Below are 13,138 nucleotides of genomic sequence, written 5' to 3'. Positions count from 1 at the left end.
CTCCCTAGTGGGCCTCTTGTCGATCAGGGACTGCTCAGTCGCAGGCTTCGCATGTCTCGGGGTTCTCCAGGGAGCACGCGACTGCCTCGGCGGCAACTGCAGCTTCGGGCATGGCAGCGATTGTCGCGTCAGGCTGCGACGCGGTGTCGGTAGTGGTCTGATTGATGCGGGTGGCAGGCCGCGAGCGCAGGTAGTAGGTGGTCTTGAGGCCCGACTTCCACGCATGCATGTACATCGAGGAGAGCTTTCCGATATTCGGGCTCTCCATGAACAGGTTCAACGACTGGCTCTGGTCGACGAAAGCGCCGCGTACTGCAGCCATGTCGATGAGCGACCGCTGGGGCAGCTCCCATGCGGTCCGGTACACCGAACGCACTTCGGCGGGGATCTCCGCGATGTCGGCCACCGAGCCCTCGGCCATCTTGACCCGGTTCGCCATGGCCTCGTTCCACTGGCTGCGCGCCTGCAGTTCGCGCACGAGGTAGCGGTTGATCTGCATGAACTCGCCCGAGAGCGTCTCGCGCTTGAACAGGTTCGACACCTGCGGTTCGATGCACTCGTAACAGCCGGAGATGGCGGCGATGGTGGCCGTCGGTGCAATGGCCATGAGCAGCGAGTTGCGCAGGCCGTGCTGGCCGATGCGCTCGCGCATCTCGGCCCAGCGCGCCGGGTCTGCTGGTTCGACGCCCCACAGGTCGAACTGCAGCTCTCCTGCAGCGGCCCGGGTCTCGCTGAAGGCCGCATGCGGACCGTGCTGGCGGGCCAGCTCGCAACTTGACCAGACCGCCCAGTAGTAGATCTCCTCGGCAATACGGGCCGACACTTCTGAGGCCTCCGGCGAGTCGAAGGCGAGGTTGAGCTGGAAGAACACATCCTGGAGGCCCATGACGCCGAGCCCGACCGGGCGCCAACGCTCGTTGGAACGGGCTGCTTCGGGCGTCGGGTAGTAGTTGATGTCGATGACACGGTCCAGGAACGGCACCGCAGTGCGCACGACCTCGCCCAACGCCTCGTAGTCGACGGCTCCGTCGCGTACGAACTTGGCGAGGTTGACCGAGCCCAGGTTGCAGACTGCCGTCTCGGCGCTGCTGGTGACCTCGAGGATCTCTGTGCACAGATTCGACAGGTGGATGACGTTGCCCGGCTGTCCGGTCTGGTTGGACTTGGCGTTCGAGGCGTCCTTGAAGGTCATCCATCCATTGCCGGTCTGCGCCAACGTGCGCATCATGCGGCTGTAGAGCTGCCGGGCAGACACCTGCTCCTCGTAGAGACCCTCGGCTTCGGCTTCCCGGTACGCCTCGGTGAAGTCGTCGCCGTAGAGGTCGGTGAGGTGCGGCACGCGCTTGGGGTCGAACAGCGACCACTGCCAGTCGTTCTCGACCCGGCGCATGAACTCGTCAGGGACCCAATTCGCGAGGTTGAGGTTGTGGGCGCGCCGGGCATGGTCACCGGTGGAGTCCTTCAGCTCCAGGAACTCCTCGATGTCGGCATGCCACGACTCCAGATAGACGCATGCGGCGCCCTTGCGCCGGCCGCCCTGATTCACCGCCGCCACTGACGAATCGAGCGTCTTGAGCCACGGCACGATGCCGTTGGACAGGCCATTGGTCCCGCTGATCAGCGAGCCGCGCGAACGCACGCGGTGCCAGCCCACCCCGATCCCGCCAGCGAACTTGGACAGCTTGGCGATGTCGGTGTAGCGACTGTAGATGCCCTCGAGGGAGTCCTCGGGGCTGTCGAGCAGGTAGCACGACGACATCTGCGGGTGGGCAGTACCGGAGTTGAACAGCGTGGGCGAGGACGGCAGGTAACGCAGGCTGGAGATCAGCTCGTAGAACGAGATGGCCTCCTCCGCGGTGCGGGACAGGCCGCAGGCGACCCGCAGCAGGAAGTACTGCGGCGTCTCGATGACGGACCGCCGCTGCGGATGGCGGAGCAGGTAGCGGTCATAGACGGTGCGCAAGCCGAAGAATTCGAAGCCGTTGCTGCGCTCGGCCAGGATGGCGTCGTTGAGCTTGCGAGCGTTCGTGCCCACGAACGCCACGACGTCGGGGTGTATGAGCCCGCACTCGCCGCCGAGATCGATCGACTGGCTGAACGAGTAGATGTTCTGGTTCTGGACTTCCTTGTCGATGAAGGTCGCCAGCAGTCGGGCTGCGAGCTTCGAGTAGTTCGGCTCCTCGGAGATCAGCGCCGAAGCAGTCCGAATCGACAGCTCGTCTAGCTCGGTCGTGGTAGCACCGTCATGGAGACCCGAGATCGTCCGGGTGGCGACGCGCATCGGATCGACACCGGGCAGTTCGGTGGCGCACCGTTGTACCGCGCGGACGATCTTGTTGACGTCGACGGCTTGCATCGAGCCGTCACGCTTCTGCACGCGCATTCCGGGCGAATCTGCGGCCTGCTGCTGTGTCTCAGTCGCTGGCGCTTCGGTGACGCTCATGCCGGCCGGCCCTGGAGCAGGCAGACGCCGAGGTGCGCCGTGCGACGTGTGGTGGTCATGTCGTTCTCGTCCCTCTCATGCCTCTGCATGGCAGCGACGCCGTGGCGTGATGCCGACCCGCAGCACACTGCCCGAATGACACTGCTGTAATTACAGAGATGTGAGGAACATTATTAGCGCGCCGAGACGGCTGTGGCGAGCTTCAGCCGGATCCAGCGGGAATTGGCCGGATTCGGCGCTGTCGGCTCGCGGCGACGCGCGCTGCGCATCGCGAGATGAGCGCCGAGTGAACACAGAGCGCCGAGTGAACACAGAGGCTGCCGGCCCCAGCCCGGTCGCTTCCGCACAGCCGACGCTCCGGGCTACTGAGCGCCCTCGGCGCGTCCGCGGCTGCAACACTGCTCGTGTGTCACCTGATGAGAACCGGCCCAAGCGCATCGTGGTCGTGGGAGCGTCCCTCGCGGGCGCGCGCGCTGCGCACAGCATTCGGGCTGCCGGACATGACGGTGCGCTGACGCTCATCGGCGCCGAATCGCATCTGCCCTACGACCGGCCTCCCCTGTCGAAGGAGTTCCTGACCGGCGAGCGGGAGGCTCCCCAGCTCATGCTGGACGCCGACGGTGCCTACGACGAACTCGGCGTGGATGTGATGGTTGGAACCGCGGCAGTGGGGCTCGACCTGGAGAACCGGACCGTTGCGATCGAGCCGGCTGCCAACGGATCGGCGGGCGGCGACAGCCGCGACACGGTGCCGTTCGATGCACTCGTGATCGCCACAGGCGCAGCAGCCCGTCCGTTGCCCGGAACCGAGGGCATCGAAGGCGTTCACACGCTGCGCACTCTCGACGACTCGACAGCTATCCGGGAGGGTCTCGTCGCCGGCGCACGCGTCGCCGTGGTGGGAGGCGGCTTCATCGGATCGGAGGTTGCCGCTTCGGCGAAGGCTCGCGGATGCGAGGTGACGGTCATCGAAGCAGCCTCGGCGCCGCTTGTGCGGGGGCTGGGTGCCGAGATGGGCACGCGGGTGGGTGCGCTGCACGACCAGAACGGTGTGGAACTCCGACTCGGCGTCGGTGTCTCGGGCGTGCTGGGCACCGATCGGGTCGAGGCGGTCGCCATGGCCGACGGCAGCCGGGTCGACGCCGATCTCGTGGTCGTGGGCATCGGGGTCGTCCCGAACACGGGATGGCTCGAGGGCTCAGGACTGCGGATCGACAACGGAGTGGTCTGCGACGCCACGCTGTGCTGCGGCCCCCCGGGTGTCTACGCCGTGGGTGACGTGGCGCGGGCTCCCAATCGATGGCTCAGCCCGTGGCATGGCGCGGGACCCATCCGGGTCGAGCACTGGACAGCGGCGGTCGAGCACGGCATGGCAGTCGGGCGCAACCTGATGGCACCCGATGAGGCACAGCCCTACGACTCGGTGCCCTTCGTGTGGTCCGACCAATACGACGCCCGTATCCAGGTCGCAGGACATCCCGACGCCGACGATGACGTCGAGGTGCTGGTCGGGTCAGCGTCGGACCGCTCGTTCCTGGCCGGTTACCGGCGCGACGGGCGTTTGAGCGCCGTGATGGCGCTCGACTCAATCAGGCCGTTCGTGCGATTCCGCCGCCTGCTCGCCGGCCACCCCACGTGGGACGAAGCGCTCGAACTGGCCACCACGCTGAGCTGAGGGGGCCGGGGCTCAGGAAATGACCTGGGACACCTCGTCGCGCTCGGCGTAGAAGCTCATCAACCCGGCGATCTCGGCCATCTCGGGGATCGGATCGGGATACGACCACACGACATCGTCAAAGCTGCGACCGTTGACTGCTACTGACCAGTAGCTGGCGTCGCCCTTCCACGGTCAATGAGTCGATGTGACGGTCGAGCGGAACAGGTCCATCCGCACGTCCGAAGCAGGCAGGTAGTGGCGCGGCGGCAACCGCCCCTCCGTGAGCACCACAGCCGAGGTCGACTCCGCCACCACCACGCCATCCACCCGAACGGTGACCCGGCCCGGCTCGGGCTCGACTGCAATCTCGGGCTTCCGATGCTCGATCGTTGCCTCGCTCATCTGCGTTCCTCCTTGAGCTTTCCTGTCGCTCATCATTGCACCGCCCCGGCCACGCATCCACTCGACGGACCCGATTGCTCCGTCGGCGTCGGTGCACCGACAAGGTGTCCCGCTACGACCAAGGCTCTTTGGAACGATCATGACTTCGCAGCTGTCCCATCGCAGGAAGCACCGACCGCTAGCCACACTGGGATCTCCTCGTCATCGGAGGAGGCGATCACCTCGACGCAGCCGGGTTCGTTCACCCAGATTCCACCCGCCCATACGACCCATTCACCGCGATCGGAGCCACAAGGCCCAACACTCAGGTGCTCGGTGGGCTCGATCACACATTCAGGACCATCGGTGTCACATGGACCAACCATCAGAGCACCTCCGGACACGAATGCGCTCCCCCCGTAGTCAAAGAACGCGCCCTCGGGGGCACTCACGATCTCCAGCGATACTTGCCGGAAGCGGCGCACGAGCAGCCCGAACTTTGAGAACCGATAGTCCTCAAAGCCCGAGCCTTCCGGCGCCCATCGCCCGAGTTGCATCACCGACGCGGGCAGCGCAATGAACCCGCCGTCAGAGCCGTGTGCCGTGTAGCCGGCTCCAGGCTCTTCGAGCACGTCGATGGCTTCTCGGCATTCGACATCGCGGTGCGAGAGCTGATCTTCGATCTCCTCATCGTTGACTGCGTTTTCGCTGCAGCTCAGGACGAGCCCAACCATCAATGCAGCAATGACAACCCGCCCCCAGAGCGCAAGCTGCGCGTCCCAGCCGGGGCGAACGGTCAGCTGATGATCTTGAGGCCGAGCAGGTCGCACAGGTAGGGATGCTGACGACGCAGACGGTCCTCGACGGCACCGATCTTCACGTCGTCGTTGAGCGCCTGCAGCAGCAGGAGCTCGAACGCCGGAAGCTCCAGACTGCCTCCGACCCGCTTGAGAAACCCGATTACTGCGCTCGCACCAGTGCGTTCACGGAAGTGTCGCAATGCCGCGTCGTCGGTACCCATGATCTCGCACGAGCTGAAGTAGATGATCCGGCCGCCGGCCCGACCGTCAATGACCTCGGCCAGTTCGTCCAGGGTCACCTTGGTCGAACCGCTCAGCCACAGCTCGCCGGGCCTGCCGTGGAACCCGAAATGGCCCACCTGATAGTCCCGGTAGCGCTGCTGGGTCCACTTGCGCACGTAGTAATAGAGCTCGCCTGCTGTTCCGATGTCCCGGCGGATGAACTTCAGCCCGCTGAGCTCGCGGACCGTATACAGCAGCGACGCCACGCCGAACTGCTGACGGAGATCGGCGTCGGAGTCGTCGCCCTCGAATGCGAACACGCCGGTGGCCAATCGCCGCGTCGCCCCCGCAGTGGGAGTGACCGCCGTTGCTGCAGCATCCTTCGCCATGAACGACCCAGGTCAGTCTCAGTGTGGTCGGGCTGAGAGGATTTGAACCTCCGACCCCTGGTCCCCCAGACCAGTGCGCTAACCAGACTGCGCCACAGCCCGTGTAGGCGAGCACGATACCGCCTCATTCGCGCTGCGAGCCGCTGACGGATTCTCCGATTCGACGGGCCCGAACGCTCAGCCGATCGCGCCACCGATCCACTGGATGAGCCACACGATGCCCTCGATGGCCCGCCAGCCCAGATACACCGTTGCCATGACGACGACGAGCCAGAAATGCCACGGAGCGCCGCTGCGCCTTTGCACTCGACGGTCGTCGCGGCCGTGAGGCCGTCGCTCCGGGTGGGCCACATCGGCCGCCTGCGGGCGACGGTTCAGCCGTGGCGCGCTGGGTGGCGCACGGCGCTTCATCGTCGTCGCACCCGCAGCCGCAGAGGAGTCTTGGCCAGGCCCAGCGCCTCCCTCAAGCGACGTTCGAGATAGCGCAGGTAGGTCGCCGGCAGTTCCCGGTTGGCGAAGAGTGTGAACGTCGGTGGCTGGGTGGCGACCTGTGTGGCATACAGCACCCGTGCCCCGCCGGGGGCTGGCTGGGCGGATTGCGCCAGCTGGATGATCTCGTTCACCTTTGCCGTCGGCGCTCTCGATTCATACGCCTCCATTGCAGCCTCTATCGCGGGCACCAACCGGTGCACACCCCGGCCCGACAGCGCGCTGATGCGCAGCACTGGCGCTTCGCCCACGAAGTGCAGGCGACGCGCCAATTCCCCCAGCACACCTTCACGGTGCTCGGCGTCCAGCGTCTCCCACTTGTTGAGCAGCACAACGATCGGGCAACCGGCGCCGTCGATGCGCTCAGCAAGCCGCTGGTCCTGCGCCGTCACGCCTTCAGTGGCATCAATGACCAGCAATGTCACGTCGCAGGCATCGATGGCCCGCAGCGCCCGCAGGTTGGCGTAGTACTCGGTGTCCGCGTCGACCCGGGCCTTGCGCCGCATGCCCGCTGTGTCCACGAACCGCACGGGCCCTGCCTCGGTTTCCACGAGAGTGTCGATGGTGTCGCGGGTCGTGCCGGGCCGGTCGTGCACCACAGACCGTTCGTCGCCGATGAGCCGGTTGAACAAGGTCGACTTGCCCACATTGGGGCGGCCCACGATCGCCACCGCCGGCACCTTGTCTTGGGCGTCTTGGTCATCTTGGGCGGACTCATCTTGGGCGGACTCATCTTGGGCGGACTCATCTTGGGCGGACTCATCTTGGGCGGACGGGTCTTCGTCATGCGATGCCTCATTGCTGCGGTTGAGCAACTGGCCGTCGTCGTGGTCGAGGCTTGCATCGGCTTCATCCACGTCGAGCAGTTCCAGCAGCCGATCGAGCAGGTCGCCGACGTTGCGGCCGTGCAACGCGGACGTCGCCCACGCCTCGCCGAGACCCAGGCGGTTGAACTCCCATCGCCCGTCGTCACGGGTGCCGCTGTCGGCCTTGTTGGCAACGACCAGGGTCGGCCGGCCGCTGCGGCGCAGCATGGATGCGATGCGGGCATCGGGCTCGGTGATGCCGACGGTCACGTCGACCAACAGCAGGAGCACGTCGGCGTCGGCCATCGCTCGCTCGCTCTGGGCCGACACCTTGTCGTCGAGTGTGTTGCCGGCAGCGGACCAACCACCGGTGTCCACCACCAGGAACTTGTGCCCGCGCCAGGCGGCGGGGGCCATCTTGCGATCGCGGGTCACACCCGGCTCGGGCGCCACCACGGCCTCGCGTCGCCCGACTAGCCGGTTGAACAGGGTGGACTTGCCCACGTTGGGTCGCCCCACGATCCCCACCACGGGCAGGCCCGCGTTCATCGGGCAGCTCCCGCTGGGTGAGGCGCAGCCTCGTTGCCCGACGCCCGGGCAGACTCGGACCGCACCGCAGCATCGAGCAGCTGCCGCAGGGCGGTGCCGCTCGTCGGGACGATCTCGACCGGCTGGGGCAGCTCTGCGGGCGTCTTGCCATCGAGGAATCTGCCGCCCGACAAGCATACGTCTGCCAAGACATAACGATGCCCCTGCGGTTCGCCGGCCAGCGTGGTCGCGATGTCGGCACCAGCGAGCAGGCCTGTCACGCCGATGTTTCCGCCGAAGAACCGGTTGGAGACTTCGATGACGCGCACGTCAGGCACGCCGGACCCTTCGCTAGCAGCCGCACCGGTGCGCCACGCCGTTACCAGCGGTTCGAGTACAGCAGCACCGTAGGTGCCGGTCAGGACGCCGATCGGCCGGTCGACGTCGGGCCGGACTCGCCGCGGCCGCCGTGACACAATCACATTCACCGGCACATTCACCGGCACATTCACCGGCAACGAGCCGAGGCTGAGCGGCAAACCTTCGGCGTCCACCTCGCCGCTGCGGTTGGCGCCGTGCCCCGGCACCCGGACCGCCCGGTAGCCCTCCGCCGGCGCTCCGTCGACCCATGAGAAGAAGCCAGCAGCTGGCGCTCGGGCCTGGGGCGCCCCGTTGCCGTCGTCGGGTGCATCCGGTGCTGCGGCCCAGAACTCCTGCTCGAAGGCTCGCGCCATGCCGATGCCGTCCTCGTGCATCGGGAATTCGCCATAGGTCGACGCGTCCGGGAAGGGCCGCTCGGCGAGCAGGTAGTACTCATCGGCGGCGAACACCAAACGCCGCCCCAGCACGTCGAGGAATCGCCGCTGCCACCCTTCGCACAGATCGATCACTGCCGCGGCCTCGGCAGCCGTGTGCGGCCGCATCGCTGACTCCCGCTGGTGGGAGCTCACACCCAGCGGAACCACCGCCAGTGTTGCGAGCGACCCGAATCGGTCCAGTACGCCCAGCAGCGTGTCCGCCAGCACTGCCCCGTCGTTCACACCCGGGCACACCACCACCTGGCCGTGCACTTCGATGCAGCCATCCAGCAAGGCGCCTAGCCATCGCAGGCTCGTCGCTCCGCGCGGGTTTCGCAGCATCCGAGACCGCACATCGGGGTCGGTGGCGTGGATGGACACGTACAGCGGCGACAGGCGCTCATCAGTCACCCGCTCGAGATCCAGCTCGGTGAAGCGAGTCAGCGTCGTGAAGTTCCCGTACAGAAACGACAGCCGGTAGTCGTCGTCCTTGAGATAGAGGCTTCGGCGCAGTCCCGGCGGCAACTGATAGATGAAGCAGAATTCGCAATGGTTGTCGCACGTTTGAACCCGGTCGAAGATCGCAGCGTTCACCTCGGCACCCAACCGAACCCCGGCGTCCTTGCTGACGTCGAGTTGGACCGCGCTGCCGGCTCGCACGATTTCGAGGCTGGGGTCGGCTTCGTCAAGCAACAGCTGCCAGGCGATCACGTCGGTCGGCACGACGCCGTCGATCGACACCACCTCGTCGCCCACAGCCAATCCGGCAACCTCGGCCGCCGAGCCGGGCTCCACCGCCACAACAACCGGCCGGGACATGGGTTCAGGATAGGAAGCTGTCACCGTTTGCCCTGCTGGCTCGGCCCAGTTGCCACACTGTGTTGCTGCACTGGGTTTCTGTGCTGGGTCGGTAGCGTCGTCGCCGTGGCAGTCGACCGGGTGCTTCTGGCCGCGCCACGCGGCTTCTGCGCCGGCGTGGAGATGGCCATCAAGGCGCTCGCCTGGATGGTGCGAACGTTCGCACCGCCCGTGTACTGCTACCACGAGATAGTGCACAACCGCTTAGTGGTCGATCGCTTCGAACGGCTCGGGGTGGTGTTCGTCGATGACGTGGCCGAAGTGCCCGCTGGCCGGCCGCTCATGCTGTCGGCTCACGGCTCGGCGCCGGAGGTCGTCGACGAGGCTCGCCAGCGAGGCGGCTACGTGGTCGATGCCATCTGCCCGCTCGTCACCAAGGTGCACCACGAAGTGCGGGTGCGAGCCGGTAAGGGCTACAGAGTCGTCTACGTGGGCCATGAGGGTCACGACGAGGCGGTCGGCACCATGGCAGTGGCTCCCGCATCGATCTCGTTGGTGTCCGAGCCGGCCGACGTGGATGCTCTCGACGACTTCGAGGGGCCCGTGGCCGTGCTGGCCCAGACGACGCTCAGCCTCCGGGATTGGTCGGATGTCGCCGACGCTGCCAAGGCGCGATTCGGCGACGTGTGGATGCCAGGCCGCTCGGACCTCTGCTTCGCCACCACCAACCGTCAGGGCGCACTGGCAGAGATCGCCCCCCACTGCGATGCCGTGGTTGTCATCGGCTCGGCCAATTCGTCCAACACCATGGCGCTCGCCAAGGTGGCGGCCGAGTCGGGCTGCGAACGCGTGCTGCGGGCGAACGCCGCCTCTGAGCTGCCTGAGGATCTCTACGGCACGATTGGGGTCACCGCCGGTGCGTCGGCGCCTGAAGAGCTCGTCGACGCAGTCATCGCCCGCCTCGCGCCCGCGCACGGCACGACCGAGATCTCCATCACCGACGAAGACGAGTACTTCCCCCCGCCCCGCGAACTGCGCGAACTGCTGTCTGCCATGGAGATCGCCGTGCACGCGACCTTGTCGGTGTCCCCCGTCGCGCGCACAGCTGCCACAGATCGCACGACCGCCGCCAGCGACGTACTGGCGTCCCTCGCAGCGAATGATCTCGTGCGGCTCGACCAGATCTAGCGCAGCATGATCTGAAGCGTGCCGGAACTGTCCAAGCGCGCTCTCAGGGGATCGCGATGTCGGGTATGGGCGCTTGCTGTCCGAAGATGCGTACGCCGCGGAGGCGGGAGTCGGTGAACTCCTGCAGCTTGCGTTGGTAGTACGAGATGCCGCGGAACAGGGTGCCGGCGACGTTGTCGGCGTTCCAGGCGTTCCAGAGCCGTGCCAGTTCGACGGCCGCATCCCGGTCACTGGCGAGCAAGTCCGTCGTTTCGCCGATGTCGTTTTCCAGATCGACCAGCATGGGCGTGTTGCGGTCCTCGGCCACGCTCAATTTCATATTGTCGGAGCGAACAGCGTAATCGTGGATCAAGGAACGCTTGTTGTCGTAAAGATCTCGCCAGAAGAGCGCCAGATGTGGCGAGCCGGTGGTTTCGCGGCGCAAGTACGGATCCAAGTTGACGCCGTCCAACGGCCGTGCCTCGTCCGTCGCGGCAGCACCCGCCATCTTCAGCACGGTGGCCGCGATGTCCAAGCTGATCACTTGTGGTTCATATGTCCGGTTCTGCGGCCATCTCGCCGGCCAAGATGCGACGAACGGAACACGTATCCCGCCTTCCCAGAGATCTCCCTTGCCCCCGCGCAGCGGGCCGTTGTCCGCCCATGATTGGATGCCGCCGTTGTCGCTGAGAAAGAAGATGATGGTGTCATCGCGCTGTCCCGATGACACCAGGGCATCCATCACTCGGCCAATGTTCTGATCCAGCGAATCCACCATCGCCAAGTAGGTGCGGCGGCCGCCGTTGGCAACATCTTGATATTTCTCTATCAAATCGGCTGGCGCCTGGAGCGGGCCGTGGGGAGCGTTGTAGGCTAGATACAGGAAGAACGGCTGATCCTGGCCGTCACCAATAAAGTCGATGGCTTTGTCGGTCAGCACATCGGTCAGATACCCAGTGAAGCTTGCCGTGGCGGTATTTTCGATCAGCGGAGTCACCAACTGATTCGCAGGCTGGGTGGCATCAATGTCGTAATAGTCATGTGCTCCGCCCAGGAAGCCATAAAAGTAGTCGAACCCCCGCTTGAGCGGACTGAACCGGTGCGCCGCGCCGAGTTGCCACTTGCCGACCAGACCGGTGCGGTAGCCCGCTGTCTGCAAGTACTCACCGAACAGCGTCTCCTCCAAGGGCAAACCCATATGGTTGTCAAATGGCGCGTAGGTGATGTTTCCCTCGAGGCCGTAGCGCGCCGGATAGCGCCCGGTGAGCAGGCCTGCCCGCGACGGAGTGCAGATCGGGAACGGCACATAGCCGTTGGTGAAGGCAATCCCTTCCTCCGCGAGCCGATCGATGTTGGTTGTCTGAATCTCCGTGGCGCCATTGAAGCTGACATCGTTGTAGCCCAGGTCATCCACCAGAATGACGATGACATTGGGCGGCTCTTCGGGGATGCCCAAGACCTCCACTGCTGTCTCTGCTGCCGCTGCGACAATCGACACACTGAGGCTGGCCTTGGCCGCTTCTGTGCCGTCGGCATTGCTCAGGCTGACCTGGACCGTGTACTCGCCGGCCGGGCATGTCGCGGGCACTGCGGCGCTGCGGATCTCGGGATCTTGGTCCACCATCTTCATGTAGCGGTCGCGGCCCGTGCCGCCGCCCTCGCACTCGTCCGCGTCGACCACGTCGGCACGGAACCAGTAATCCACATCAGAGGTGTCGGAGTTGAACTCCAAGTCGCCGAAGCTCATCGTGATGCTGAAATCCGTGCCCACCGTGATGGGATCGGACTCAGACAGATCCAGCGTGATCGTCGGTCCTTGCAGCGCGGACACTGGCGCCGCTTCGACAGCCGCCGTCGCAGCGCTGGTGAGTGTCTCAGAGCTGCCGCCGTCATCGGTGAAAGCCACCCGAACCTTGATGGTGTGACCCTCATCGGCGGGCCGGAGCGTGTACGTGGCCGCTGTGGCCCCCGCAATGTCGTCGTCCGCGGACCCGTCGTTGGAGATCCACTGATATATGGGCGTTGCGTCGCTCAAGCCGTCCACGTCGGCAATCTCAGCCGTGGACACGGCCAGCGTCTCGCCCACTTGCGCGATGCCGACAATGGTGGGCAGACCAGTTGCCGCCGTATTGGCCCTGACCGGCGCGGCGGTCGTGGTTGGGCCATGGTCCAAGGCCGGCGGCGTATCCGGCCACTGTTGTATCTCGGTGGCCCACATGAGGACAAAGTCCGACCAGCTCGAGACGCCCTGGGCGTTCCGGGCGCGAACCCAGAAATACAGGACCGCGTTGCGAGGGAGATTGCTGATTATCGCCTGCGAGCCATCGAACGCTATCTCGTAGCCGTCAGCCCGACTGGGCAGGTCAACCCATTCGCGGCGGTCGGCGTCAAAAAATTGTACGTCGTAGGAGTCTGCACCGGGCACGTCGTTCCAGTCCAGCTCCACCATGCCGTGCCAGATCGCCTTGCCGGCAGGCCGGTCCGGTGTCGGGGGGGGGGGGGGGCTCAGCACCTGCGCGGAAGCCGTGGAGATACTCACAATCAGCGCCAGCGCAATGATCGCCGCGAGCCTTACCAGCTGTTTCCGCATCGACGAACTCCCAAGTGAAGACTTGACGGGTGCGCTCCCGTGGGGAGTCGCCGCAGGTGTTGCGTCGCCGC

The 13,138-nt window shown here is 65.7% G+C and carries 9 protein-coding genes, 1 tRNA gene and 1 pseudogene; 2 read left to right on the top strand and 9 right to left on the bottom strand.

Going from position 1 to position 13,138, the window contains the following annotated elements:
- Positions 1 to 34: 34 nt before the first annotated feature.
- Entirely contained in the window at positions 35 to 2,443 is a 2,409-nt protein-coding gene (locus ACPXYO_RS13655) for a ribonucleoside-diphosphate reductase subunit alpha (protein ID WP_423921480.1), read from the bottom strand.
- 406 nt (positions 2,444 to 2,849) lie between these two features.
- Between ACPXYO_RS13655 and ACPXYO_RS13650 the strand changes: the two genes are divergently transcribed.
- Positions 2,850 to 4,118 carry an NAD(P)/FAD-dependent oxidoreductase gene (locus ACPXYO_RS13650; RefSeq protein WP_423921477.1) on the top strand — a complete coding sequence of 423 codons (1,269 nt, stop codon included), beginning with the start codon at positions 2,850 to 2,852 and terminating at the stop codon, positions 4,116 to 4,118.
- Between the two features lie 12 nt (positions 4,119 to 4,130).
- On the opposite strand, the pseudogene ACPXYO_RS13645 reads toward ACPXYO_RS13650, so the two are convergent.
- The 7 genes and pseudogenes from ACPXYO_RS13645 to ACPXYO_RS13615 form a co-directional block, all read right to left on the bottom strand.
- Positions 4,131 to 4,502, bottom strand: a pseudogene (locus tag ACPXYO_RS13645) (DUF427 domain-containing protein).
- A gap of 137 nt (positions 4,503 to 4,639) precedes the next feature.
- Complete coding sequence (locus ACPXYO_RS13640) at positions 4,640 to 5,215, bottom strand: hypothetical protein (protein WP_423921474.1); 576 nt, start codon at positions 5,213 to 5,215, stop codon at positions 4,640 to 4,642.
- Between the two features lie 62 nt (positions 5,216 to 5,277).
- Complete coding sequence (locus ACPXYO_RS13635; RefSeq protein WP_423921471.1) at positions 5,278 to 5,892, bottom strand: DUF6642 family protein; 615 nt, start codon at positions 5,890 to 5,892, stop codon at positions 5,278 to 5,280.
- 24 nt (positions 5,893 to 5,916) lie between these two features.
- A tRNA-Pro gene (locus ACPXYO_RS13630) sits at positions 5,917 to 5,994 on the bottom strand.
- Between the two features lie 75 nt (positions 5,995 to 6,069).
- Positions 6,070 to 6,303: a hypothetical protein gene (locus ACPXYO_RS13625; RefSeq protein WP_423921468.1), complete on the bottom strand. Its 234-nt coding sequence runs from the start codon at positions 6,301 to 6,303 to the stop codon at positions 6,070 to 6,072.
- Positions 6,300 to 7,736 (bottom strand): ribosome biogenesis GTPase Der, encoded by a 1,437-nt coding sequence (gene der / locus ACPXYO_RS13620; RefSeq protein WP_423921466.1) that lies wholly within the window; start codon positions 7,734 to 7,736, stop codon positions 6,300 to 6,302. Before der ends, ACPXYO_RS13625 begins: the two co-directional genes overlap by 4 nt.
- A complete protein-coding gene (locus tag ACPXYO_RS13615) occupies positions 7,733 to 9,331 on the bottom strand; it encodes a DUF512 domain-containing protein (protein ID WP_423921463.1) in 1,599 nt (532 codons plus the stop codon). Before ACPXYO_RS13615 ends, der begins: the two co-directional genes overlap by 4 nt.
- Positions 9,332 to 9,436: 105 nt before the next feature.
- Here ACPXYO_RS13615 and ispH point away from each other — a divergent pair, with 105 nt between their 5' ends.
- The gene (gene ispH / locus ACPXYO_RS13610; RefSeq protein WP_423921461.1) at positions 9,437 to 10,498 is read left to right on the top strand and encodes a 4-hydroxy-3-methylbut-2-enyl diphosphate reductase; all 1,062 of its coding nucleotides are present in this window, start codon (positions 9,437 to 9,439) and stop codon (positions 10,496 to 10,498) included.
- A 43-nt stretch (positions 10,499 to 10,541) separates the two neighbouring features.
- Here the strand turns inward: ispH and ACPXYO_RS13605 are convergent, their stop codons facing one another.
- Complete coding sequence (locus ACPXYO_RS13605) at positions 10,542 to 13,067, bottom strand: sulfatase-like hydrolase/transferase (protein ID WP_423921459.1); 2,526 nt, start codon at positions 13,065 to 13,067, stop codon at positions 10,542 to 10,544.
- Between the last annotated feature and the right edge of the window lie 71 nt (positions 13,068 to 13,138).

The sequence above is a fragment of the Candidatus Poriferisodalis sp. genome (assembly GCF_965237655.1).
In the GTDB taxonomy this organism is placed as follows: Bacteria; Actinomycetota; Acidimicrobiia; order Acidimicrobiales; family Poriferisodalaceae; genus Poriferisodalis.
This window is presented reverse-complemented; position numbering and strand designations above follow the sequence as displayed.